Genomic DNA, 23,712 nt, shown 5'->3' on the forward strand with positions numbered 1-23,712 from the left:
CATCCTCCCCAGCCCCAAAAACGTTTTGGGCCTTTCAGCCTATGACTAAAAGGCCCGTTAAAAGCAGGCAATCCCCACAAATACCGAGGGCCTATTCGCCCAGCGCAATCCCTTCGCGGCGCGGGTCGGCACCACCGCTCAGCCTGTCACCGATTTCGATGGCGTGCAGCCCCGAAGTCAGGTCGCGTGCGTTGACTTCGAAACCCAGCTGAGCAAGCGCGTCTGTAAAACCTTCTGCCGAAGTCGCAGCCTCGACATCATATGTTCCGAACCGGTTGACCAGATGAGGTAGGGAAACCGCTTGCTGCACATCCATTCCCCAATCGGCCCAGGCGATGATGGACTTGGCGACATAGCCGATAATCCGGCTGCCGCCCGGAGACCCGATAGCCAGAACCGGCTCACCATCCCGCAACACGATGGTCGGGCTCATGGATGAGCGCGGACGCTTGCCGGGCTCCAGCCGGTTGGCAATCGGCACACTGTCGCTGTGTGTCTTGAACGAGAAATCAGTAAGCTCGTTGTTCAGCAGGAACCCGTTTGTCATCAGGCGCGACCCAAAACCATTCTCGATCGTCGTCGTCATCGACAACACATTGCCATAGCTGTCCACGATCGAGATATGCGAGGTTGACGGCAGTTCCAGCGACACGTCGTCCGCCCAAATCAAAGCATGGTCAAATTCCGGTTTACCCGGTGCGACCTCGGACAAGGCCACTTCGCTTTCCAGCAACGCCGCCCGCTGGGACAAGTAACCCGGATCAACCAGCCCCTTGGTGGGCATGGGTATGAAATCGCTATCTGCCATGTACCGCCCACGATCCGCAAAGGCGAGGCGCGAAGCATCGCCGATCAGGCGCCATGCCTCGGCACTTTCGGCGCCCATTGCTGCAAGATCATAGCTGTTCAGCATCCCCAGAATCTGCCCGACGGTCAGGGCACCCGACGACGGCGGGCCCATGCCGCAAACATCGTAGGCACGGTAATCGGCACAGACCGGTTCACGTTCGATCACCTGGTAGAGCGCCAGATCCGCCCCCGCAAGAACGCCGGGATTTCCGGGGGCGTTTCGGACTGTTCGCACAATATCCGCAGCGATCTCACCTCCGTAAAACCCCGCAACGCCATCGCTGGCCAACACGCGCAATGTTTCGGCATAGTCGGGGTTCATCAAACGCTGTCCCTGCTGCAACGGCTGACCATCAGGCAGGAAATATGCGGCTGTTTCCGGAAAGCGCGACAGGCGGTCAGCATCGTTTTCAACAAGGCTGGCCAGACGCGGGGACACCAGAAACCCTTCATCCGCCAATCGGATGCCATCGGCAAACAACCCGGGCCAGGACGCGCGCCCCCATCTTCGGTGCGCCTCTTCCAGCAGTGCAGGCGTACCCGGTGTACCCACCGACAATCCGCCCACCACCGCATCGAAGAATTTCAGCGGCTCGCCGTTTTCGTCCTGAAAGAGCGTCGGGGTTGCGGCAAGCGGTGCTGTTTCGCGGCCGTCCAGCGTCGTCATTTGCCCGCTGGCCGCGTCGTACCAAACCAGAAACGCACCCCCGCCCAGACCAGAGGATTGCGGCTCGACCAGCCCCAGCACGACCTGCACGGCCACCATCGCATCCGCGGCAGACCCGCCCGCGCGCAGCACTTTGGCCCCGGCCTCCACCGCCAGCGGATTGGCCGCAGCTATCATCCAGTTTTCGGATGTGACCGGAACTCCCTCAAGCTTGGCTTCGAGGGCCGCAATAACCTCGTCGGTCATCGCCTGAACCTGCCCTTCTGTCGCGGCTTCGGGTGCAACAGCATCGGCTGTTTCCTGCGCGAACCCCGGTGTCGAAATAGTAAGTGCGGTAGTAAACAACAGTGCTGAAACATGTCTCATCTGTTCTAACCCTCCAATACAATCTTTATTTTCAATCCTGTAAGGATTTTGCCCCCTCTGCAATGATCAGGCATGGCAGCGTGTTATCACAGCGAAGTTTCGCCATATCCGCTATGGTTCGGTTTCTTCGGCGCGACGATCCTGATCATAGCGGGTCATTCCGGTGAATTCGGGCAGCCACGCCTCGCGCCGGGTGGTCCAGCATTCATATGTCGGTGTGAATTGGTCAGGCGCATCAAGGCTCCCCAAATGCACTTCGACTTCGGCACCGCTTCGGGCAAATACCGGAGATCCGCAATCAGGGCAAAAGTACCGGTCGGAATAGCTTTTTGCCTTGCCGATTATCCTAACCGCATCCGCCTGAAAATGGCTGCCGCATAGAACACCGCGCCATGGTGTTTGCGGCAGTCCAGACAATGACAAATCCCGACGCGAAGAGGACGGCCCGCGGCCTTGACGCGCAGATTTCCACAGCGGCATCCCCCTTCAAACACGCCCATCCATAATCCTTTCCGACGCGTCAGAGCATCGCAGGCACAACCTGATCCGGCGGGCGGTGGCCATCCTCGAAGGTTTTGATGTTGATGATAACCTTTTCACCCATCTCAACCCGCCCCTCCAGCGTGGCCGACCCCATATGCGGCAGTAGAACCACGTTGGGCAATTGCCGCAAGCGCGGGTTCACACTGGTTCCCTGTTCGTAGACATCCAGCCCCGCGCCCGCAATTTCCCCCGTACGGATCATCCGGGTCAAAGCGTTCTCGTCAATAACCTCACCCCGCGAAGTATTCACGATCACTGCCGAGGGTTTCATTAGCTTCAGTCGACGCGCGTTCATCAGATGGAAGGTCGACGGCGTCGATGGGCAGTTGATCGATATCACATCCATACGCGCCACCATCTGATCCAGGCTTTCCCAATAGGTCGCCTCCAGTTCTTGCTCAATCTCTGGGCGCAATCGGCGGCGGTTGTGATAATGGATCTGCATACCAAACGCCTTGGCGCGGCGGGCCACTGCCTGTCCGATCCGGCCCATACCCAGAATTCCCAGTCGCCGCCCGCCAATGCGACCACCCAGAAACGCGGTGGGTGCCCACCCGGTCCAGTCGCCTTGCTGCATGACGCTCAACCCTTCGGGAATGCGCCGTGTCACAGCGAGAATCAGGGCCATGGTCATATCTGCCGTGTCGTCGGTCAGCACGCCGGGCGTGTTGGACACCAATATGCCGCGCTGCCGCGCCGTCGCCACATCGATATTGTCGACACCAGCCCCGTAATTGGCGATCAGCCGCAACTTTTCACCCGCCTGACCCAATAGCCCGCCATCAATGGTATCGGTCACCGTGGGCACCAGCACATCGGCATCCTGCACCGCTGCTACTAATTCCTCACGCGTCATTGGGGTGTCGTCGTCGCGCAGGCGCACGTTAAACAATTCGCTTAACCGGGTTTCTACTGCCTCAGGCAACCGTCGCGTAACAACAACACTTAAACGTTCTCTTGGCACCTCGGCTCTCCCACTGCTTTGCAAACGGACGCGCGCCATGGCATCGTGGCGCAGGATAAGGCGGGGCACAAGAACCCCAATGGCATTGAGTCGACCTTTTTTCAAAACCGGATCAACAGGCATAAGAGCGGGCAGTCAGTGAGTGGCAATCTACCTGTAAAACGCCGATCTCTGGCGGCAGTTTCCGTATTTCTGGTCATGTTCGGTGTCTGTGCCGCACATGCCGAGGTCAAACGCGGTTCGGTCACCAACCTACCCCTGCCCCGCTATGTTTCGATGAAGGCAGCCGAAGGCAACGTGCGACGCGGACCATCCCTAACCCACCGAATCGACTGGGTATTCAAACGGCGCGGCATGCCGCTGCAGGTCACCGCCGAATACGGAAACTGGCGCAAGGTTCAGGACCGCGACGGCGCGGGTGGCTGGGTTCACTATGCCTTGTTGTCTGGCGTTCGAACGGTGCTGATCGAATCCGAGATGCTGCCTGTTTATGCCCGCCCCGATCCAGCCTCGCCCGTGAACGCTCATTTCGAGACCGGAGTAGTGGCGCGCCTTGGAACCTGTTCGCAGGACTGGTGCCGGATCACCGCTGGCGGATACCGTGGCTGGACATTGAAATCGAACCTTTGGGGCGTCGATCCTTCCGAAATTCGGGAATAGGCGAAAGACGAATTCCGGTATCCGCGGTTGCGCATCGCCCTGAAAAAGCGCGACAAGGTGTTTGAGTTACCGGCCCAATCGCCGCTTAACTCGACCTAAATGGAGGACGCTATGCGCGCAGTCACTTATTCAGCCTTCGGAGACGCTGTCGATGTCTTGCGTATACAGGATATTCCCCTGATCCAGCCTGAACCAGGTGAAGTCACGGTCGAGTTGTCCTATTCCGGCGTAAACCCCTCGGATATCAAGGCCCGTGCGGGAACCCGGCCGGGTGTCACGGAACCCCCGTTTCCGCTGATCGTTCCGCACAGCGACGGGGCTGGAGTCATCACAGCGGTTGGCGATGGAGTACCCGCGGCGCGGATTGGCCGGCGCGTGTGGATTTGGAACGGGCAATGGCAGCGCGCATTTGGTACAGCTGCCAGCCACATCACCCTGCCCGAATCTCAGGCTGTCGAACTGCCCGAGACAGTGTCACTTGAAACCGGGGCAATTCTTGGAATTCCGGGCCTAACTGCAAGCCATGCGGTGTTCTCGGGCGGCGCACCGGGCGGGCAAACCATATTGATCCATGGCGGGGCGGGCACCGTCGGGTATCTGGCTGTGCAGCTTGCCAAATGGGCCGGAGCCAAAGTGATCGCAACGGCCAGCGCCCGCAACTTTGACCGGGTCAAGGCAGCTGGTGCGGATGTCGTGCTCGACTACACCGGTGAACACCTTTCGGATCAGATCCTCGATGCAAATGATGGGCATGCAATCGGTCGAATCGTCGATGTCGAATTTGGACAGAACCTTGCCACCAACATTGCCGTCATCGCCGAAAACGGCCGTATCAACGCATATGGATCTGCCCGGAATATGACACCTGTCTTTCCCTTTGGACCCATGATGTTCAAGGCCGTGACGCTCGAAGCGGTTCTGATCTACCTGCTGCCCGCGGACTTGCGCGCCACCGCAATAAAGACATTACACAAGGCACTGACTGATGGCGCACTGATCTGCCCCGTTCACAAGGTCTTTACGTTGGAAGAATGCGCTGCGGCCCATGCGCTGGTACAAGAAGGCAACCGTACCGGAGCGGTGTTGATCGATACCAAATGAGGGGCCTTCAAAAAAAATTTACGGCGCTCGCTTTTTTTGCAAAACGCTCTTGAACCCTGCCATCAACAATCGTAGATAGCCGCTCACCGTTGGGGTGTAGCCAAGTGGTAAGGCAGCGGTTTTTGGTACCGTGTATCGTAGGTTCGAATCCTACCACCCCAGCCATGATTTTCCTATATATCACACACCGACGTCCTCGGGGCGGATTGTAGCGCCTTCTCAGCGGCTTGTCTGACGTCAGCACCATGTTGAGACGCGCAGGTTCATGCCCTTGGGAGAAAATGGGAAAGACCCCCGAGTTTTTTCTTGCCGCAGAGTAAGTGTTAAGGTACCCGCGTTTTACCGGTCCCGATGTGGCTAAGAGGGAATCCGAGGTGCCTTTTGGTGCCAACCGGAACTGCCCCCGCAACTGTAGGCGGCGAGCGCTGTCCATTCCGTCACTGGGCCATTTCGGTCTGGGAAGACAGGACAGACAAAGACCCGTCAGTCAGGAGACCTGCCGGTATGAAACCGAAACACACCGGGCGGGGTTGTCCGGGGAGGTTGCCGAAGAAACGCGCCGGGCGGGCTATGTACCACTCTGCGCTCACAGCAGGCAGAAAAGCGTCTGTTGCTTCGGTAAATGCCCATTCACCCGTTCTCTGGTCATTGACACATGGAGATCGATTGTCATGTTTCTACGCACTGGCCTGATTGGCCTTTCCTTGCTGGCTACCAGCGCTGCCGCCGAAGGAAACTTTCCCTTAACCATCGAAAACTGCGGTCACTCGGTCACGTTTGACGCGCCAGTGACGTCGTCAGTCACGGTCGGCCAAGCCGCGACCGAGGTGCTTTATGCGCTGGGTCTGAGTGAGCAGGTTCTTGGAACTTCGGTCTGGTTCAACGAGGTGCTGCCTGAATATGCCGAGGTGAATGCCAAGGTAGAGCGTCTGGCAGACAATGATCCCAGCTTTGAAAGCGTTGTTGCCAAGCGGCCGGGACTGGTCGCAGCGCAATATGAATGGCATGTCGGACCCGAGGGCATCGTCGCCACGCGTGAGCAATTTCACGAACTGGGTATTCCAACTTACGTGATGCCTGCGGATTGCGTCGGCAAAGACAATACGGTCGGCGGCGATGGCACCCGCCTGCAAGCGTTCTCGACCGATACGCTGTATCAGGGTATCGAAGAACTGGCGGCAGCCTTTGATGTGTCCGAACGCGGCACGGACCTGGTTGCCGAGTACAAGGCCCGTGAAGCCGCAGCCGTCGCCAAGGCGCAAGCCGTGAAGCTGGACGATGTGTCCGCCGTATTCTGGTTTTCCTCTCCTGAAATGGAAAGCGATCCGTTTGTGGCCGGGCAGAAGGGCGCACCGGGATACATGATGAGCACATTGGGCATCCGCAACGTCGTCGAGACGGATGAAGAATGGCCAACAGTGGGCTGGGAAACCATTGCCAAGGCCAATCCGACGGTGATCGTGATTGCCAAGATGGACCGCCGTCGCTTTGCTGCGGACGACTACCTGAAAAAGCTGGAGTTCCTGCGCGCTGATCCGGTGACCAGCCAGATGGATGCGGTCAAGAATGACCGGATTGTCGTTATGGATGCGCAGGCCATGGACGCCACCATCCGCGCAATCCCGGCACTGGAGGATCTGGCCGAGAAGCTGGATACCATCGGAAACAACTTGTGAACGAGGTCGCCGCAATCTTTCGGCAGGGTTTCAAGGCCGCGTGCCTAACTGTGCCACTGTTGATTGCGGCGGTCCTTGCGGGCGCGATGATCGGGGAAACCTCGTTGTCGCCCGATTTGGTTCTCTCCGTTCTGGTCAACAAGCTGGCCGGAGCGGACCTGCCCGTCGACCCAATTGATCAGGGTATTATCTGGAGCTACCGGATTCCTCGCGCTCTGGTCGCTGCGTCCTGCGGTGCCGGTCTGGCTGTCGCAGGGGTCGTGTTGCAGGCATTGCTGCGAAACCCGTTGGCTGACCCTTATATTTTGGGCATTTCTGCCGGGGCCTCGACGGGTGCCGTGGCTGTTACCATCGCTGGTTTGGGCGGGGGAGCTTTGTCGCTGTCTTTTGGCGCGTTCAATGGCGCGCTTTTGGCTTTCGGTTTTGTCGCGTTGCTGGCCCGAGCCTCCGGCGCAGGCGGCGGGCGGGCTGCGACGGCGCAAATCGTTTTGGCGGGAATTGCCGGGTCTCAGTTGTTCAATGCGCTAACGGCCTTCATCATCGCCAAATCCGCCAATGCCGATCAGGCGCGCGGGATCATGTTCTGGCTGATGGGAAACCTCAGCGGCGTGCGCTGGCCGGATGTATATCTGGCCATTCCGGTGGCCTTTGCCGGCTGGCTTATTTGCCGCTTTCACGCCAGAGCTTTGGACGCATTTATTTTCGGCACTGATTCAGCGGCCTCGCTGGGCATACCGGTGCGGCGGGTGCAGGCAACCCTGATCTTCGCCACCGCGCTGACAACAGCGGTCATGGTTTCGATCGTCGGGTCCATCGGCTTTGTCGGGCTGGTCATCCCTCATGCTGCCCGGTTCCTTGTAGGACCGGGGCATCGCAGGCTTATCCCAACGGCCGCCTTGATCGGAGCGGTCTTCCTGATCGGCGCCGATATCGTGTCGCGCATCATCATCCCGGGTCAGGTTCTGCCGATTGGGGTGGTTACCGCCCTGATCGGTGCGCCTGCCTTTGCCGTAATTCTGGTGCGCGGCCAGAGGAACGCCCAATGAAGATCGAGGCGCAAAACCTGACATTTTCGGTTCGCGGCAAGACTTTGCTGTCAGACGTATCGTTTGTCGTGGAGCCCGGCGAAACACTGGCTTTGGTCGGACCCAACGGTTCGGGCAAATCAACTCTGATGCGCCTGTTGGCGGGTTTGGCACGTCCGGTTTCGGGAAAAGTCGTCATAGCGGGCCATCCCGTTTCGCATTTGTCGCGCAGACAGATTGCCCAACGGATTGCCATTGTTGAACAACAGGCTGATACAGCCGAACGCGTAACTGCACGGTCCGTGGTCGAGCTGGGCCGCACGCCCTGGCTGTCGGCCTTACGGCCCTGGCGCGCCGAAGATACCAGGCAAGTCGACAAAGCCCTGCAAACTGTGGAAATGGCCGATATGGCACACAGAGAATGGGCAACATTGTCTGGAGGAGAGCGCCAGCGGCTGCACATCGCGCGGGCTTTGGCGCAGCAACCGGGCCTTTTGCTTTTGGACGAACCGACCAACCATCTGGACATACATCACCAACTGTCGATCCTGGACTGTGTTCGAATTCTAAAAGTGACAACGGTGATGGCACTGCACGATCTGAATCAGGCAATGGCCTGTGATCGCGTGGCTGTTTTATCAGAAGGACAGCTGGTTTCTCTTGGCCCGCCCAAACAAGCCTTGTCTTTGCAAACCGTTTCAGAAGTTTTCGGTGTCAAAGCACAGTGGGGGTATAGTGCCGGCAGGACAGAACGGTTTCTGTCCTATCATCTGGACTGACGGATCCCGATCGCTTCTGGTCGCAAAGGATATCAGCGTCGTCAGCGCGCCATGCCAGATACGTACAATCTGCGGCCTCGAAGGCGTATTCCAACGGCGAGCAAGCTTGATCTGGGTTTCCTCACAAACTGCAAAATTGCTCGTCGAATGCTGTCTAGATTCTAACAGAAATAGGATTTGTTCGTTTTCTTGCCTTCCAAGATGATCGGCAGGCGCGTCGTCCGAGCGTTGGTCGACCAAACCCTTGTGGTATGTTCACTACTTGATTTGAACCGTGAAACAGATTCCTTTCGGAAACCACTGGGACCTGACCCAAATCTCGAAACGCCATCAGCTTGAACAAATTGCGGCGACCGCACGTCGATATTGCAGATTACCCACAATCAAAGCCTCAACTTGAGCCTTAAATTAACGGTAGATTAACGAAACAGGGCACAACAAATCTCTGGATGACAAGTTCTTGATATACTTATGCCTATATCGAGATTTATTGGTGGGTAATCCTGCCGGTCTGTTGACTAGTCCAGTTTTTAACGAGGGGGTATCCCGGCAGGATCAGGGGGTGCCAGATCGGGCCAGTTCGAGGCCAACAGATCGCGGCACCCCCGCCGGTAAGCGCGAACCAGCAACTCATCTTTCATCAGTTGATCTTGTTGCGCTGCGCGTGGGGTGTGATGCCAAAACTGGATCGGTATACCCGAGAGAAATGCCCCGGATTTTCGAAGCCGCAGGCCACGGCGACTTCGGTAACCGACGCCTCGGTTTGCAAAAGCAGTTTCCGGGCTCGTTCCAGCCGCATTTCCATAAAGTACCGTTTTGGCGAAGTGTTCAGGTATTTACCAAACAACCGTTCAAGTTGACGGGTGGAAATACCCAAAACATCGGCAATGAAGGATGGTGAGACAGGGGTTTCGAGACTGTCCTGCATAATGTCTATCGCCTTTGCCAGATGGGCATTGCGCATTCCATTGCGCGATTGCAGCGAAACGCGCTGCTTGGCGGTCGCATTACGCACAGTGTTATAGACCATCTGATCCGCAACATCAGTGGCCAGTTCTTCGCCATGGTCGCGTTCGATCAGATGCAGCATCAGGTCTGCGGTCGCGGTTCCACCTGATGCGGTAATGTGTTTTTCGTCGGCGACAAAGACGCTGCGCACCAGATTGACATCCGGAAACGCCTCCATGAATGCGTCGTGGTACTCCCAATGGATCGCCGCCTGCATACCATTGAGGAACCCGGCCTCGGCCAGCAACCACGCCCCGGAACACAATGCCCCGATCCGCGTTCCGCGCGCGCGTTCGCGCCGCAGTGCAGCCAGAAGGGAACGAGTCACGTGGTCACGCATGTGAATGCCCGACAAAACAAAGAGTTGATCGCACTTGGGCAGTTCCTCAAGTCCGGAATGCACAAGAGTGACGGATCCATTGGAAGACACGGCCTGCTCGCCCTGTTCGGATACAAAAGACCAGCGATACAGCTCATCGCCACTCACTAGGTTGGCGATCCTCAGCGGTTCGACCGCACAGGAAAAGGCGAGGTGCGAAAACTCCTCGACAAGGATGAAGGCGAAGTGCTGCGTCTGAAGCATGAGCAGGACCATTTCCAAACTGGGCCGACGCCCAAGCGTGAGTCTATTTTGCAGACACCCATGCTGCACGAGATTTTTTTGTATACAAGTTGTATTTTTTAGAAATACAAAAATACGACCACCGCGATTCGGACACGGCAGCCAGAGGACATAGTGAGGCCAAAGGATGAAAGACGAAGCCAAGTCGCGCAAAAATGCGCTCAGAGAACACCTGAAGATGTCCATCCTGACGCTGCGCCTTCGTCCAGGTGACGATCTGGATGAGGCGCATTTGTCCGATGAATTCGGCCTGTCGCGCACGCCTCTGCGTGAGGTGTTTCGTCAACTGGCAGGCGAAGGCTATCTGGATCTGCGAAAAAACCGCAGCGCCCGTGTTTCGGAAATGTCCTACACCACACTGCGCGATTTCTTCCTTGCCGCGCCGATGGTCTACGGGGCCATCCTGCGTCTGGCGGCAGTGAACGCGACTAACGCGCAAATCGAAGAATTGAAAGCGGCTCAGCACGCGTTCAAAGCTGCCCTTCGTTCAGGGTCGGTCGAGGATCGCGCACTTGCCAACAACCGTTTTCATGACGTGACCGGAGAGATGTCCGGCAATGTCTACCTGCTTCCGTCATTCAACCGGCTGCTGATCGATCATGCACGGATTGGCATGACGTTTTATCGGCCGCAGACAGTTGAAATGTCGGAAAACCTGTCGCTGGCCAGCCAACAGCATGACGCGATCATCGCAGCCATCGAGGCACGCGATGAAGCCGCGGCGGCGAAACTGGCCGAGGATCACTGGAACCTGTCCCGGGATCAGATCGGGATGTTCGTGATGCCTGACGCACTGGATGTCGCAATGGGTATCCCGCCACTTTCGAAGCCCGCATGAGGGCGAAATGAACCCGATTTTCAAGTTCGAAGGAATTTATACTCCTGTGGTCACCCCCTATCACGACGATGGCAGCGTGAACTGGGACACCCTGTCCGACGTGATCGAATACCTGATCGAAAATGGTGTGCACGGCCTGATTTCCGGCGGATCCACGGGTGAGAATTATGCCCAGACCGGGCCGGAGCGGCTGGAACTGGCCAAATTCACGCATAAGCACCTGAAAGGGCGGTTGCCCTTGGTCGTTGGCACGGGCGCGATGCTGACTTCGGACTCGATTGCGCTGGCCGCTGGCGCACGCGATATCGGCGCGGACGCCATCCTATTGGCCAGCCCGCCCTACTCGGTGCCGACGGATCGCGAAAACGCGCTGAATGCACTGGCTATCGACAAGGCCGCCGACCTGCCGGTGATGCTGTACAACTATCCGCACCGTACCGGCACAATGATGGGAGAAGAGTTCCTTGACCGCGTAGGTCGTAGCCGAAATTTCTGCGGCATCAAGGAAAGCTCGGGCGATATCAACCGGGTGCATCTGTTGGCCCGGGATTATCCGCATATCCAGCTGGGCTGTGGCATGGACGATCAGGCACTGGAGTTTTTCGCCTGGGGCGCACCATTCTGGGTCTGCGGCGGTTCGAACTTCCTGCCAGCGGAACATGTGGCGCTGTATCAGGCCTGCGTGATCGAAGGCAACTTTGCCAAGGGGCGTCGGATCATGTCAGCGATGATGCCGCTGATGCGGGTGCTGGAACAGGGCGGCAAGTTTATCCAGACCATCAAGCATGGCGTCACCATGAACGGGATCGACGCGGGTATCATGCGGCCTCCGCTGAAGGGCCTGAACAAAGATGACAAGCGCGCGCTAGAACAGGTGACGCGCGTGCTGAGAAAGACAATCGCCGACATCGTGGCTGAGGGGTGACAAACATGGATCTGCTGACACAGGACGAGTACAAATCCATCGCCGCAGGTCTGAGCCTGCCGACAGGCGCCTTTATCGACGGCGCGTTTCGTCCGGCGGTTTCGGGCCAGACCTTTGCGACAGAGAACCCTGCAACCGGTGAAAAGCTGGCCGATATCGCATCCTGTGGCGCGGAGGATGTGGACTTTGCCGTCAAGAAAGCTCGTGAGGCGTTCGACGATGGCCGCTGGTCCAAACTGCACCCCGCCGAGCGCAAGGATGTGCTGATCCGGCTGGCCAAACTGATGGCTCGCAGCGCCCGTGAACTGGCGGTAATGGAGAGTATCGACAGTGGCAAGACCATCTACGACTGCGAAACTGTTGATGTGCTTGAGACAATCCACTGCCTGAAGTGGCACGCTGAGGCGATTGACAAGATTTACGATCAGGTTTCGCCCGCCAGCGACGATCACATCGCCATGGTGGTGCGCGAGCCAATCGGCGTTGTGGGTCTGGTGCTGCCGTGGAATTTTCCGCTGCTGATGTTGGCATGGAAGATCGGGCCAGCGCTGGCGGCAGGCTGTTCTGTTGTTGTAAAACCGGCGATGGAAACCACTTTGACGGCCCTGCGCCTTGCCGAATTGGCGATGGAGGCCGGCTTGCCGCGCGGTGTCTTGAACATCGTTCCCGGTGGCGGGGCCGAGGTGGGCGAACCCATTGGGCGGCACATGGATATCGACATGGTGTCCTTCACAGGCTCGACCGTGACCGGCAAACGTTTTCTGACCTATTCGGCGGAAAGCAACGCCAAAGAGGTGGTGTTGGAGATGGGGGGCAAGAACCCTGCTATCGTGATGGAGGATGCCGAAAACCTCGACCGGGTGGCGGCGCATATCGTCAATGGCGCATTCTGGAACATGGGTGAGAACTGCTCGGCCTCGTCACGCCTGATCGTGCATAAGAAAGTGAAGGCTGAGCTGCTGGAGCGCATCGCGCATCACGCCAAACAATGGAACATCGGCGACCCGCTCGACCCCGAAACCCGCATGGGCGCACTGGTGAGCGAAGACCACTACACCAAGGTTTGTGGCTATCTGGATCAGGCCGAGAACGTTGTGATCGGTGGCAAAGCGGACAACGGGTTTGTCGAGGCCACCGTGGTCGAAGTGCCCGGCAATGACGCTGCTTTGGCGCGCGAGGAAATCTTTGGCCCTGTCTTGTCGGTAATTGAAGTCTCGGGCTTTGATGAAGCGATCCAGATCGCGAACGACACCGACTATGGCTTGTGCGCCTCAATCTTTACGGCCAATGTCAAACGTGCCATTCGTGGTGCGCGGATGATCCGCGCAGGCACCGTGACAGTGAACAGCTTCGGCGAAGGTGACATCACGACACCTTTCGGTGGCTACAAGCAATCGGGATTTGGTGGCCGTGATAACTCGATCCATGCTCATGACCAGTACACACAGTTGAAAACCATCTGGATCGATCTGGCCGATGACGCGGATGAGGCCGTCGGTTGAGCCGACACGACGCCAAAAGGCTACCCCGGCAGACAGGCCCGTCGGGATGGAATACGATTCTGCCGCCCCAAACACCTCTGGCGGTGCTGGAACGGGACCTGACCGCGGATATCACAATAGTTGGTGGCGGGTTTGCCGGGCTCAGCGCGGCGCGGCGGCTGCATCAATTGGATCCTTCTCTGAAAATCGTTCTGCTGGAAGCCGGTCGTTTCGCGGAGAGCTCGGCAGGCCGGAATTCTGGGTTCATGATCGACCTGCCCCATGACTTGGCCTCGGACAACTACGCAGGCAAGGGGTCGGACGCGGATCGCGCCATCATTGCGCTGAACCGCAAGGCCATTGCCTTTGCGACCGAAGTGGCCTCCGATTGCGGGCTGCCACAGGAAATGTTCGACCCCTGCGGCAAATACAATGCAGCCGCCACCAAAGCGGGCGACGCGTATAACCGCGCCTTTGCCGCGCATCTGACCAAACTGGACGAGCCGCATAAGCTTTTAGATCAGCAGCAGATGCAAGAGGTCACGGGCAGCCCGCACTATACCTCGGGGCTTTATGCGCCGGGGACAGTGATGATTCAGCCGGCGGCATATGTGCGAGCGCTGTCCGCCCGTCTGGCCGGGCAAATCGAAGTATTCGAGCATTCACCCGTCACCTGTTTGGAACAACAAGGCGCAGGCTGGGTGGTCAGCACCAACAAGGCCAAGGTGAGCACCGGGCGGATCATTCTGGCCAATAACGGCCACCTGGAGAGCTTTGGGTTCTACCAGCGGCAATTGATGCACATTTGCCTTTACGCCTCGCTCACAGCCCCGCTGAACGAGGCGCAGATCAAGACACTGGGCGGGAAGTCGCGCTGGTCGGTGACGCCAGCGAACCCGATGGGGACGTCAGTACGGCGCATTTCCGGCAGCTATGGGGATCGCATCCTGATCCGCACCTGCTCCAGCTTTCATCCAACAATCGAGACCAGTCCAATGCGACTGCGCAATGCAGGCTGGGTGCATGACAGAAAGTTCAGGGAACGCTTCCCGCATCTGCCGGATGTGCAGATGGAACATCGCTGGGCCGGGATGCTTTGCCTCAGCCGCAATGGATCAGCCGCGTTCGGTGAGCTTGAGGACGGTGTCTACTCTGCCTGTTGCCAGAACGGTCTGGGCATCGCACGGGGAACACTGCAAGGCATGGGCATCGCTGAACTGGTGCTGGACCGTCGGTCTGTCATCGCCGATCATTTTCTGGCGCAGCCGGACTTGCCGCGTTTGCCGCCCGAGCCATTCGCCTCGCTTGCCGCCAACAGTTATCTGATCTGGAAAGAGTGGCGATCCGGCAAAGAATGAACTTGTCCGTCAAGAAGTCTGGTTCAACTCATCCGCGGCCGGAATTTCCCTCTCGCGGCGGGCGATATAGTCCAGAAGGGCGTCGTTCTTGGCCTCATCCAGCTTGGGTTCCTGATACTCAGCCAAAAGCTTCCTCGCGTAGATCAGGGCGCGTTCGGTGATTTCAACTTCGCCTTCCGCCACCCATTGTTCGATCGAGTTGTTGTCAAACAGTTCGGGCATGAAAAAAGCCGTCTGAAAATTCTCCTGGGTGTGCGGATGCCCCAGATAGTGCCCGCCGGGACCCACATCCGGAATTGCGGCCAAGGCTTCGTCAAAATCATGCCATTTAGGCCCCTCCGCCATCCGATAGGCCATCGCGCATTGTTCCGCGTCCACAACAAACTTGGCGACCGAACAATGCATCCCCGCCTCGTTCCAGCCTGCCGAATGCCAGATGTAGTGGGCCCCTGCATGCAGAACAGCGCCCAGAGTTGTCGCGGATTCGTACCCGGCCTGCGCGTCAAACGTCTTGGCCCCGCCCAGCGTGTTCGAGGTGCGCCATGGCACATCGTAAAAGCGCGCCATCTGACCAATCATGAAATTCATCAGACTGATTTCAGGCGTCCCTGCCATCGGCGCACCGGATTTCATCGAAACGGTTGACAGATAGTGCCCCCAAATCGCCGGACAGCCCTTGCGGATCACCTGCGTATAAGCCAGCGCCGAAAGCGCCTCAGCGGTCAGCTGTGCCACGGTTGCGGGTACCGATGCGGGCGTATTGGCACCGCCCAGAACGAAGGGCGAGCACAAAACCGGCTGATTCCGGCGGCAGAAGGCGCGCATTGCTCCCAGCATGGTTTCATCCCAGACCAGCGGGCTGTTGCCATTGCAGTTGCCCGTTGTAACCGGGTGGTCATCAATGAACCCTTCGCCGAAAAGGATATCGCACATGTCCATCACGTCTTCGGCATTCTTGGGCGAGGTGGTCATTCCCATGAAGGTTTTGTCCGAGTATTTCATCGACGAATAAGTGATGCGCAGGTGCCGCTGGCTGATCGGGTGATCGTAAGGTTCGACGATATGATGGGCCGAACTGTGCAGTGCGGGCATCATGTGCGACAGTTTATGAAACATCGCCAGATCGTCCAGCGTCGGGTTCCGGCGCACGTCGACAAGATCACGCAGAAATGGCGCGCCGGTCATCGGCACGAAGATCGAGTGCTTGCCGCCGAGAGCGAGGTTCTTTTGCGGATCGCGTGCGTGATAGGTGAATTGCGCCGGAATGGTCGCGATCAGCTCGCGCACCATGTTGCGGTCCAGAAAGACCAGCTCTCCGTCAACCTTCGCGCCCGCTTTCTTCCAGTCTTCCACTGCGGTCGGATCGCGAAACTGGACACCAACGTTCTCCAGAATATTCATGGCGGCCTTGTCGATAAGCTCAACCTGGCTTCCGTTCATAACTTCGCAATGCGGGATGCCGCGGGTCAAACCCGGCAGCATGTCAAAGTTCGGCGCGGTGCGAAGAGCGCGGCGCGCGGAACGCCCACCGGCACGTGCAAGAGTACGGGTCGACAAGGGGCAATCCTCCTGTTTTGAATCAGACTGACGGAAATACGCCGCGTTCACCTCTCTGATTGCGATATGTGTTTGCAGGAAGCGACACCGCCCTGATGACGGTTTTTCGCCGCGCCTGTTCACGTAAGGTCGTTCGGTCATTTTATCTTGTGTGACCTACTTCACTGCCAATCACGTGCAGACATCTGCAACAGATATCCATAAAGTTGTTTCAGGAGGGGCGCTTCAATGCACCACACGACAGAGATGCTGATCATCGGTGCCGGGTTCTCAGGGCTGACGATGGCGCTTGAGGCACGCAAACACGGCATCAAAGATATCGCCATTCTGGAAAAGGCTGAAGATATCGGTGGCACGTGGCGCGAGAACACCTATCCTGGCGTCGCCTGCGATGTGCCTTCACATCTGTATTCCATGGCGACCCACCCTAATCCGTACTGGAGTCGCGCCTATGCCGGTGGCGCAGAGATACAGGAATATCTGCAAAATGTCGCGCATCAGGAAGGATTGTATGATCTTTGCCATTTTGGGCAGGAGTTGAAATCGGCGAGATGGGATGGCACGCATTGGCAGGTTGAAACCACGGATGGCCAGATCTGGTCAGCCAAGTTTCTGGTCTCGGCCATTGGCGCGCTGCATCATCCCAGCATTCCGGACATTCCCGGCACCGACAGCTTTCCCGGCCCCTGTTTTCATTCGGCCAAATGGGATCACACCGTCGATCTGACCGGAAAGCATGTGGCAGTTGTCGGCACCGGGGCGTCAGCCGTTCAGTTCGTGCCAGAGATTGCCAAGATTGCGCGCCACGTCACCGTTTTTCAGCGCAGCGCGCCTTACGTTATGCCGCGCCCTGACGGCCCGATCGCGCCATGGGTGCGCAAACTTTATGCCTACCTTCCCCAGCTTCCCCGCATCCGGCGCAAACTGATTTTCATGTTCTTCGAGTTCCGTCACCGCGTGTTCAGGGGCGAGGAACGCGCGATGAACTTTGCCCTAAAAATGTGGCGCAAGTCACTGGAAGGCGCGATTGCGGACCCCAAAGATCGGCGCATTCTGACCCCGGACTATCGAATTGGGTGCAAACGCATTCTCAGTTCAAATGACTGGTATCCGACCCTGGCCCGCGACAATGTCAGCGTCATTCCGCACGGCGTGGCCAGTATCGATGGAAACAGCATCCTGGCGACAGATGGCACCAGGACAGAGGCAGACGCGCTGATCTGGGGTACCGGGTTTCAGGTCACCAATGTCGTTGAAAGGTTGGATATCACCGGCACAGATGGGCTAACGCTGCGGTCGGCCTGGGCGAATGGGATGTGTGCACATCTGGGTACAGCGATAGCCGGTTTTCCCAACTTTTTCATCCTTCTGGGGCCTCATACCGGGCTGGGGCATAATTCGGTTGTGCTGATGATTGAAGCTCAGGTCGGGCATATCGGCCGGGTTCTAAGCGAGATGCAACGCAAGGAACTGTCGGTGATCACTCCCGATGCGGTGAAACAGGCGGCCTTTACGCAGGAAATGCATGACCGCCACGCGGACAGTGTCTGGCAGATCGGAGGCTGTACATCCTGGTACATTGATGCGGAAGGGCAAAACACGACGCTTTGGCCCGGAACAGTTGCCGAGTTTCAGAAACGCATGGCACAATCAGGATTGGAGCAATACAACCCCGTTAGGACCGGAGACAGCTAGATGACATTTATTCTTAGCGTGGTTACGGCCTTTGCCGTCTTTCTTCTGGCCATGGCCCTGTGGACCCGGCGGATAACCCGTCAGGGGCTTAAAACCGTGCCGCAGATGGGCCAGATCGTGCCCGTGCAGGGCGGCAGCATCCACTATGTGGAAATGGGCAATCCGGACGCGCAGACGGTTGTTCTGATTCATGGCCTGGCTGGGCAGTTACAGCATTTTACCTACGCGTTGGCGGATCAACTGGCCGAGGATTACCACGTCATCGCGTTGGATCGCCCCGGTTGTGGATACTCAACCCGGGATACGGCAGAACTCGCACAATTGCCGCAGCAGGCCGCGATGATTGCTGAATTTCTTGAAACTAAGGGCGTGGATCAGGTCGTGCTGGTGGGGCATTCACTGGGCGGTGCGGTGTCGCTGGCACTGGCTTTAGACCACCCCGAGCGGGTATCCGGCCTCGCTCTGCTGGCGCCACTGACGCACAGGCTGCCTGAAACACCGGTGATCTTCAAACCGCTCGAGATCCGGACCAAATGGCTGCGCAGCCTGATTGCCAACACGATTGCGGTTCCCATGGCCTCAAAAACAGCACCGCACAGTCTGGGTGTGGCATTTGACCCTGAAACCCCTCCACATGACTTTCTGGACCGTGCGGGTGGTGCGCTAGGGCTGCGCCCGTCGGCCTTTGTCACGGCCTCGCAGGACGTTATCGGGTTGGATGCCAGCTGCGATGCGCTGGTGGCCAGATACCCCGAGCTGTCGGTCCCCGGCGGGATATTGTATGGCCGCCAGGACGCGCTTCTGTCCCCTGCCCTTCACGGACCGCCGATGGCCAAATATGGTCTGAGCTATGAAGAGCTTGACGGTCTGGGTCATATGATCCTGATCACAGAACCGGAGATATGCGCCGCGTTTATCCGCAGGATGGTGGACGCCACGATGTTCCGTCAGACGCCCTTGCAGGACCCGGTGACAGAGCCCGTGAAAGAATTCCCCGGTTAGGGCGATTTCCCTCTTGACCCTCCCCGGCCCCTCGCTTACATCGCCTCTCACTCACGGCGGAGTAGCTCAGTTGGTTAGAGCAGCGGAATCATAATCCGCGTGTCGGGGGTTCAAGTCCCTCCTCCGCTACCAAAATCCCCCGACCATCGAACAAAAACACCACTTTTGGTTTTCCCTTTGAATTCAGCGCTCATCGATCCGGCCGAAGATCGAGATATGGTGCCGCGCGTGTGATTTCGACAGCGCCCTGTACCCCGCCCGTATTCAAGTGGATGTTCAGCTGGTCAGTCCCACTGAACCGCGCGAAATAGGCGAACTCGATCATGTTCAGCGCACCCATATCCTGACACTGAATGACATAGTCTGCCTGAAACTCCGAGTGACTCTCTGCCGTTGTGGAGCCTGTGACTGCGTTCGCCTCACCTTTCTGCTGTGTGATGCCGTATGTCAAAACCACATGGGCGGTCACCGTAGAGCACCCAGCTTCGGGCGGGGTTACGAACAGGTCTAGCGGGTCGGAAAGTTCCGACATTGCTATGGCCACACGCGTGCGGTTGTCATCGTTTTCAACCGGGGATTCAAACCCGACGATGTCCATGCTTGGCACCCTCAGCGCCAAGGCGAACCCGGTGTCAGAAAACACGATATCGATCTGGCCCGAACCATGGTGATGAGGCATGGAAATCTGCGTTGCTTGCGCCGCAAGTGCCGCAGGAAACAGGAACAAGGCCAGAACCACGCGCTTCATGAACCACAAACCACCTACAAAGAATCACTTGGCTGATTTTAGCTGGAAACATGTACCGCACAATGTCATCCGCCGGATCAAGACCTCGTCAGATATGGGGATGGTGACCACCAGGCCAGCAACTCCATTTCCCGATAAAAAAACTCAGATTGACAATGTTGACTTTTTAACTCAGTTATTTCAGCGAAAGCCGCCGCGGGAACAAACCCGCCTGATCTGACAGTTCTGACTAGAAAGTAATGACCTCAATGACCAAGTTGTTTGCAACAGCCAGCGCTTTGACATTTGCGACAGCCACTTTTGCTTTTGCAGGGGATGTGCCTGCAAAAGCGGATATTCTGGAAACCTATGCCGATATTGCCGAAGCCAAGTATGACGACAGCCTGATTGCGGCAAAGGCTTTGCGGGATGCAGTCGATGCGCTGATTGCAGAACCCTCGGACGTGACTCTGACTGCGGCACGGGCAGCATGGGTTGCAGCGCGTGTGCCCTATCAACAGACCGAAGTTTATCGCTTTGGCAATGCAATCGTTGATGACTGGGAAGGCAAAGTAAACGGTTGGCCGCTGGATGAAGGTCTGATTGATTATGTCGACGCGGCCTATGGTGGCGCGACGGATGAGAACGAATTTGCGGTTCTGAATGTCATCGCCAACCCCAGCTTCGTACTATCGGGCGAAACCATTGACGCCAACACGATTACTCCGGAACTGCTGAGCGAAACCCTGCACGAAGCTGATGGTATCGAAGCCAATGTCGCAACTGGCTACCACGCTATCGAGTTCCTGCTGTGGGGTCAGGACATGAATGGCCACGGGGCAGGTGCAGGCAACCGTCCAGCCACTGATTATGCAAACGGCGATGCCTGCACCGGTGGCAATTGCGACCGTCGTGCCCAGTATCTGAGCGCCGCAACCGACCTGTTGGTCAGCGATCTGACCTGGATGACCGATCAGTGGAAACAAGGCGGCGCGGCGCGCACGGCGCTGATGGAAAATGAAACGGCGGGTGTCAGTGCGATCCTGACCGGTATGGGTTCACTGTCCTACGGTGAACAGGCGGGTGAGCGGATGCGTCTGGGCCTGATGCTGAACGACCCGGAAGAAGAGCATGATTGCTTTTCGGACAACACCCACAACAGCCATTACTACGATGGGCTGGGCGTTCAGAACGTCTATCTGGGCAGCTATACCCGCATCGATGGAACACCTGTATCGGGCGCATCACTGGCCGAATTGGTAAACGCAACAGACCCGGAACTGGACGCCGAGATGAAAGCGAAACTGGCCGTCACGATGCAAGCCCTTGGCAGGATCAAATCGACCGCGGAAGCAGGGTTTGCCTATGACCAAATGCTGGAACGCGGCAACGAAGGCGGTGAAACCCTGATCATGGCCGGCGTCATCGGCCTGATCGACCAGACCAAGACAATCGAGCGCATCGTGACCGCACTGGAACTGGACCAGATTGAATTTGAAGGATCAGACAGTCTGGATAACCCCGACGCGGTATTCCACTAAACAAGAACGCGCGCCGGGGGCTTGCCTGCCCCCGGTACACTCAACACGCTGACCCGCCAGCCCACTGAGCCACACAAACTCAAGCCAACATCCATGATTGTCTGCCACTGCACCAACATCTCGGACCACGACATCCGCGCCGCCATCGACTGGATGCGGACAGCCGACCCCCGAACCATCATCACCCCGGGCAAGGTTTACCGTGCTCTTGGAAAATCGGCGGATTGCGGCGGATGCATGCCTCTGTTTCTGGACACGATGCGGTCAAGCGATAATCTCGAAGTACCCATGCAACTCCGCGCCCTGCGCGCGGCAGTATCACAGGAGAGTGCAGATGAAGGGCGATCCAAAAGTCATCGAATATCTCAACAAATCTCTGCGGCATGAACTGACTGCTGTCAGCCAATACTGGCTGCACTACCGGTTGCAGGAAGACTGGGGACTTGGCCACATGGCCAAGAAAAGCCGCGAGGAAAGCATCGAAGAGATGGGCCACGCGGACATGCTAATCGAACGGATCATCTTTCTGGAAGGCCACCCCAACCTTCAGAAGCTAGACCCGCTTCGGATAGGTCAAACACCAAAGGAAACGCTGGAATGTGACCTTGCGGCCGAGATTGATGCACGGGCCTTGTACAAGGAAGCGCGCGAATACTGTCGGGATGCCGGCGACTATGTCTCGATGTCGCTGTTCGAGAAGTTGATGTCCGATGAAGAGGGTCATATCGACTTTCTCGAAACGCAGCTCGACCTCTATGAAAGGATCGGCGAAGCCAATTATGCGCAACTCAACGCATCGAAAATGGACGAAGGCGAATAGCTTTGTCGCCCTGTCGGTGGTCGCCTTTGCGGCCACCCCTTCCCTGTCAGCCGAACTGGTGGATCTGCATCTGAACGTCACCCCCCGCACTGACGATGAACGCGCCCGGATTGCCGTTGTCACGGCGCCGCCCCAGGATTTCAGCGCACCGCAGCAATTTGAAGAACTGCCCGCCGGGGCCGCGACAGTTCGAGTTCGTACGGACGCGGATGCGTTCTCGCAACCCTCAGACAACTTGAGCTTTGAACAGGAGCTGAATTTCAAGGTCGGAAACGGGCTGTTCAAGAAGGTTTGGGTTTCGTCGCCCTCATCGACGCTCGCCTCTGACGGGTTGGGGCCGCTCTATAACGCGCGGTCATGCCAGCGCTGCCATATCAAGGATGGGCGCGGGCACACGCCAAACGGGCCCGATGACAACGCGGTTTCGATGTTCCTGCGGGTCTCGATCCCCGGCACGTCGGAAGATGGCTATGCAGCGATCGAAGAATACATCGCCACTGTGCCCGAGCCTACCTATGGTGGGCAGATGCAGGATTTCGCACTGGCAGGTCATCCAGCGGAATACCGGCTGGACATCTCGTACGAAGAAATCCCGGTAGCGCTTTCTGACGGTGAAACCGCCTCACTGCGCCGCCCGACTTATCAGGCAGCCGGTCTGGGTTATGGTCCGCTGCACCCGGACGCGATGCTAAGCCCACGGATCGCGCCGCAGATGATCGGGCTTGGCCTGTTGGAAGCGATCCCGGTCGAAGACCTGCTCGCCAGGGCCGACCCCGACGATTTGGATGGGGACGGCATATCGGGTCGCCCGAATATCGTCTGGTCGGTCGAGTTTGACACCCCAATGATGGGCCGGTTCGGTCACAAGGCGGGGATGCCGACAGTTATGGAACAATCGGCTGCTGCTTTTGCCGGGGATATCGGCATATCGAACCCGCTCTACCCTGCTCCGCACGGGGACTGCACCAATGTGCAGGTGAACTGCATCAAAGCCCCGCACGGCGACGATGATGAGCGCGGCTTTGAGATCGATCATCAGGGTATGGACCTGGTCGCTTTCTACAGCCGCAATCTGGGCGTGCCGGGTCGCCGCGACGTGGACAACCCCAAGGTTTTGCGCGGCAAAGAGGTATTCCATGCGACCGGCTGCGCGTCATGCCACACACCGTCACATGTCACCCATCGGATGGAAGACCGGCCCGAGCACAGTTTTCAGTTGATCTGGCCCTACACCGACCTGTTGCTGCATGACCTGGGCGAAGGTCTGGCCGACAATCGCCCCGAGGCCCGAGCGACAGGCCGGGAATGGCGCACGCCGCCTTTGTGGGGCGTTGGCCTGACCGAACGCGTCTCGGGCTACACGGAGTTTCTGCATGACGGGCGGGCGCGCACCTTGCTAGAGGCGATCCTGTGGCATGGCGGTGAAGCGCAGGCTGCCCGTGATGCCGTAGTCTCGATGCCCAAGGCAGACCGTGACGCCCTGATCAAATTTCTGGAAAGCCTGTGAC

20 protein-coding genes, 2 tRNA genes, 2 pseudogenes and 1 riboswitch are annotated in these 23,712 nt (G+C 57.9%); of the genes and pseudogenes, 18 read left to right on the top strand and 6 right to left on the bottom strand.

The window, feature by feature from the left end:
* Positions 1-91: 91 nt before the first annotated feature.
* The 3 genes and pseudogenes from ggt to AC2FLZ_RS01525 form a co-directional block, all read right to left on the bottom strand.
* The gene (ggt, locus tag AC2FLZ_RS01515; protein ID WP_496881639.1) at positions 92-1,882 is read right to left on the bottom strand and encodes a gamma-glutamyltransferase; all 1,791 of its coding nucleotides are present in this window, start codon (positions 1,880-1,882) and stop codon (positions 92-94) included.
* Between the two features lie 111 nt (positions 1,883-1,993).
* Positions 1,994-2,382 (bottom strand): annotated as a pseudogene (locus tag AC2FLZ_RS01520) (GFA family protein).
* A 20-nt stretch (positions 2,383-2,402) separates the two neighbouring features.
* On the bottom strand, positions 2,403-3,389 hold the full coding sequence (locus AC2FLZ_RS01525; protein ID WP_480476914.1) for a 2-hydroxyacid dehydrogenase: 987 nt from the start codon (positions 3,387-3,389) through the stop codon (positions 2,403-2,405).
* Between the two features lie 198 nt (positions 3,390-3,587).
* Here AC2FLZ_RS01525 and AC2FLZ_RS01530 point away from each other — a divergent pair, with 198 nt between their 5' ends.
* From AC2FLZ_RS01530 to AC2FLZ_RS01555, 6 genes and pseudogenes are all read left to right on the top strand, one after another.
* Positions 3,588-4,049 (top strand): SH3 domain-containing protein, encoded by a 462-nt coding sequence (locus AC2FLZ_RS01530; protein WP_480554140.1) that lies wholly within the window; start codon positions 3,588-3,590, stop codon positions 4,047-4,049.
* Between the two features lie 111 nt (positions 4,050-4,160).
* Positions 4,161-5,150 carry an NADPH:quinone reductase gene (locus tag AC2FLZ_RS01535; protein WP_480475677.1) on the top strand — a complete coding sequence of 330 codons (990 nt, stop codon included), beginning with the start codon at positions 4,161-4,163 and terminating at the stop codon, positions 5,148-5,150.
* Between the two features lie 90 nt (positions 5,151-5,240).
* A tRNA-Gln gene (locus AC2FLZ_RS01540) sits at positions 5,241-5,315 on the top strand.
* Positions 5,316-5,476: 161 nt separating this feature from the next.
* Positions 5,477-5,668, top strand: a riboswitch (cobalamin riboswitch).
* A gap of 153 nt (positions 5,669-5,821) precedes the next feature.
* Positions 5,822-6,826, top strand: coding sequence for an ABC transporter substrate-binding protein (locus AC2FLZ_RS01545; protein WP_480475675.1), 1,005 nt, complete (start codon positions 5,822-5,824; stop codon positions 6,824-6,826).
* Complete coding sequence (locus tag AC2FLZ_RS01550; protein ID WP_480493702.1) at positions 6,823-7,872, top strand: FecCD family ABC transporter permease; 1,050 nt, start codon at positions 6,823-6,825, stop codon at positions 7,870-7,872. Before AC2FLZ_RS01545 ends, AC2FLZ_RS01550 begins: the two co-directional genes overlap by 4 nt.
* A pseudogene (locus tag AC2FLZ_RS01555) lies at positions 7,869-8,379 on the top strand (ABC transporter ATP-binding protein); the annotation flags it as partial. The gene AC2FLZ_RS01550 and the pseudogene AC2FLZ_RS01555, both read left to right, overlap by 4 nt.
* An 891-nt stretch (positions 8,380-9,270) precedes the next feature.
* Here the strand turns inward: AC2FLZ_RS01555 and AC2FLZ_RS01560 are convergent.
* Positions 9,271-10,221: a GlxA family transcriptional regulator gene (locus AC2FLZ_RS01560; RefSeq protein WP_480605338.1), complete on the bottom strand. Its 951-nt coding sequence runs from the start codon at positions 10,219-10,221 to the stop codon at positions 9,271-9,273.
* A 166-nt stretch (positions 10,222-10,387) separates the two neighbouring features.
* Here AC2FLZ_RS01560 and AC2FLZ_RS01565 point away from each other — a divergent pair, with 166 nt between their 5' ends.
* From AC2FLZ_RS01565 to AC2FLZ_RS01580, 4 genes are read left to right on the top strand one after another with little or no spacing between them, the layout of a single operon-like run.
* The gene (locus tag AC2FLZ_RS01565; protein ID WP_496715814.1) at positions 10,388-11,098 is read left to right on the top strand and encodes a GntR family transcriptional regulator; all 711 of its coding nucleotides are present in this window, start codon (positions 10,388-10,390) and stop codon (positions 11,096-11,098) included.
* A gap of 7 nt (positions 11,099-11,105) precedes the next feature.
* Positions 11,106-12,023 carry a dihydrodipicolinate synthase family protein gene (locus AC2FLZ_RS01570; RefSeq protein WP_480625340.1) on the top strand — a complete coding sequence of 306 codons (918 nt, stop codon included), beginning with the start codon at positions 11,106-11,108 and terminating at the stop codon, positions 12,021-12,023.
* Positions 12,024-12,028: 5 nt separating this feature from the next.
* A complete protein-coding gene (locus tag AC2FLZ_RS01575) occupies positions 12,029-13,525 on the top strand; it encodes an aldehyde dehydrogenase (protein ID WP_480553997.1) in 1,497 nt (498 codons plus the stop codon).
* Positions 13,522-14,862: an NAD(P)/FAD-dependent oxidoreductase gene (locus AC2FLZ_RS01580; RefSeq protein ID WP_480553996.1), complete on the top strand. Its 1,341-nt coding sequence runs from the start codon at positions 13,522-13,524 to the stop codon at positions 14,860-14,862. Before AC2FLZ_RS01575 ends, AC2FLZ_RS01580 begins: the two co-directional genes overlap by 4 nt.
* A 9-nt stretch (positions 14,863-14,871) precedes the next feature.
* Here the strand turns inward: AC2FLZ_RS01580 and AC2FLZ_RS01585 are convergent, their stop codons facing one another.
* The gene (locus AC2FLZ_RS01585) at positions 14,872-16,419 is read right to left on the bottom strand and encodes a trimethylamine methyltransferase family protein (RefSeq protein ID WP_496881640.1); all 1,548 of its coding nucleotides are present in this window, start codon (positions 16,417-16,419) and stop codon (positions 14,872-14,874) included.
* A gap of 228 nt (positions 16,420-16,647) precedes the next feature.
* On the opposite strand from AC2FLZ_RS01585, the gene AC2FLZ_RS01590 reads away from it, so the two are divergent.
* The 3 genes from AC2FLZ_RS01590 (at position 16,648) to AC2FLZ_RS01600 (ending at position 19,248) form a co-directional block, all read left to right on the top strand.
* The gene (locus AC2FLZ_RS01590) at positions 16,648-18,114 is read left to right on the top strand and encodes a flavin-containing monooxygenase (RefSeq protein ID WP_496715818.1); all 1,467 of its coding nucleotides are present in this window, start codon (positions 16,648-16,650) and stop codon (positions 18,112-18,114) included.
* Complete coding sequence (locus tag AC2FLZ_RS01595; RefSeq protein WP_496715819.1) at positions 18,115-19,116, top strand: alpha/beta fold hydrolase; 1,002 nt, start codon at positions 18,115-18,117, stop codon at positions 19,114-19,116.
* 55 nt (positions 19,117-19,171) lie between these two features.
* Positions 19,172-19,248: transfer RNA gene (locus tag AC2FLZ_RS01600), tRNA-Met, on the top strand.
* A gap of 58 nt (positions 19,249-19,306) precedes the next feature.
* Here the strand turns inward: AC2FLZ_RS01600 and AC2FLZ_RS01605 are convergent.
* Complete coding sequence (locus AC2FLZ_RS01605) at positions 19,307-19,864, bottom strand: ZrgA family zinc uptake protein (protein ID WP_496881641.1); 558 nt, start codon at positions 19,862-19,864, stop codon at positions 19,307-19,309.
* Here AC2FLZ_RS01605 and AC2FLZ_RS01610 point away from each other — a divergent pair.
* From AC2FLZ_RS01610 to AC2FLZ_RS01630, 5 genes are all read left to right on the top strand, one after another.
* Positions 19,863-20,084: a hypothetical protein gene (locus tag AC2FLZ_RS01610; protein ID WP_496881642.1), complete on the top strand. Its 222-nt coding sequence runs from the start codon at positions 19,863-19,865 to the stop codon at positions 20,082-20,084. The two genes, AC2FLZ_RS01605 and AC2FLZ_RS01610, sit on opposite strands and share 2 nt — an antisense overlap.
* A gap of 28 nt (positions 20,085-20,112) precedes the next feature.
* Positions 20,113-21,384, top strand: a complete 1,272-nt coding sequence (locus AC2FLZ_RS01615; RefSeq protein WP_496809316.1) for an imelysin family protein — start codon at positions 20,113-20,115, stop codon at positions 21,382-21,384.
* Between the two features lie 93 nt (positions 21,385-21,477).
* On the top strand, positions 21,478-21,771 hold the full coding sequence (locus tag AC2FLZ_RS01620) for a (2Fe-2S)-binding protein (protein WP_480476910.1): 294 nt from the start codon (positions 21,478-21,480) through the stop codon (positions 21,769-21,771).
* Complete coding sequence (gene bfr, locus AC2FLZ_RS01625; protein ID WP_480475650.1) at positions 21,719-22,204, top strand: bacterioferritin; 486 nt, start codon at positions 21,719-21,721, stop codon at positions 22,202-22,204. Before AC2FLZ_RS01620 ends, bfr begins: the two co-directional genes overlap by 53 nt.
* A complete protein-coding gene (locus AC2FLZ_RS01630) occupies positions 22,164-23,711 on the top strand; it encodes a di-heme oxidoreductase family protein (RefSeq protein WP_496715824.1) in 1,548 nt (515 codons plus the stop codon). Before bfr ends, AC2FLZ_RS01630 begins: the two co-directional genes overlap by 41 nt.
* The last annotated feature ends 1 nt before the right edge of the window (position 23,712 follow it).

It is taken from the genome of Ruegeria sp. YKSF131 (genome assembly GCF_059612645.1).

Bases quoted from the DNA above. Each gene is read 5' to 3' on its own strand.
- AC2FLZ_RS01545 (WP_480475675.1), top strand. From the start codon at position 5,822: ATGTTTCTACGCACTGGCCTGATTGGCCTTTCCTTGCTGGCTACCAGC.
- AC2FLZ_RS01570 (WP_480625340.1), top strand. From the start codon at position 11,106: ATGAACCCGATTTTCAAGTTCGAAGGAATTTATACTCCTGTGGTCACC.
- AC2FLZ_RS01560 (WP_480605338.1), bottom strand. From the start codon at position 10,221: ATGCTTCAGACGCAGCACTTCGCCTTCATCCTTGTCGAGGAGTTTTCG.
- AC2FLZ_RS01575 (WP_480553997.1), top strand. From the start codon at position 12,029: ATGGATCTGCTGACACAGGACGAGTACAAATCCATCGCCGCAGGTCTG.
- AC2FLZ_RS01535 (WP_480475677.1), top strand. From the start codon at position 4,161: ATGCGCGCAGTCACTTATTCAGCCTTCGGAGACGCTGTCGATGTCTTG.
- AC2FLZ_RS01605 (WP_496881641.1), bottom strand. From the start codon at position 19,864: ATGAAGCGCGTGGTTCTGGCCTTGTTCCTGTTTCCTGCGGCACTTGCG.
- AC2FLZ_RS01615 (WP_496809316.1), top strand. From the start codon at position 20,113: ATGACCAAGTTGTTTGCAACAGCCAGCGCTTTGACATTTGCGACAGCC.
- bfr (WP_480475650.1), top strand. From the start codon at position 21,719: ATGAAGGGCGATCCAAAAGTCATCGAATATCTCAACAAATCTCTGCGG.
- AC2FLZ_RS01630 (WP_496715824.1), top strand. From the start codon at position 22,164: ATGCGCAACTCAACGCATCGAAAATGGACGAAGGCGAATAGCTTTGTC.
- AC2FLZ_RS01565 (WP_496715814.1), top strand. From the start codon at position 10,388: ATGAAAGACGAAGCCAAGTCGCGCAAAAATGCGCTCAGAGAACACCTG.
- AC2FLZ_RS01620 (WP_480476910.1), top strand. From the start codon at position 21,478: ATGATTGTCTGCCACTGCACCAACATCTCGGACCACGACATCCGCGCC.
- AC2FLZ_RS01595 (WP_496715819.1), top strand. From the start codon at position 18,115: ATGACATTTATTCTTAGCGTGGTTACGGCCTTTGCCGTCTTTCTTCTG.
- AC2FLZ_RS01530 (WP_480554140.1), top strand. From the start codon at position 3,588: ATGTTCGGTGTCTGTGCCGCACATGCCGAGGTCAAACGCGGTTCGGTC.
- AC2FLZ_RS01590 (WP_496715818.1), top strand. From the start codon at position 16,648: ATGCACCACACGACAGAGATGCTGATCATCGGTGCCGGGTTCTCAGGG.
- AC2FLZ_RS01610 (WP_496881642.1), top strand. From the start codon at position 19,863: ATGAACCACAAACCACCTACAAAGAATCACTTGGCTGATTTTAGCTGG.
- ggt (WP_496881639.1), bottom strand. From the start codon at position 1,882: ATGAGACATGTTTCAGCACTGTTGTTTACTACCGCACTTACTATTTCG.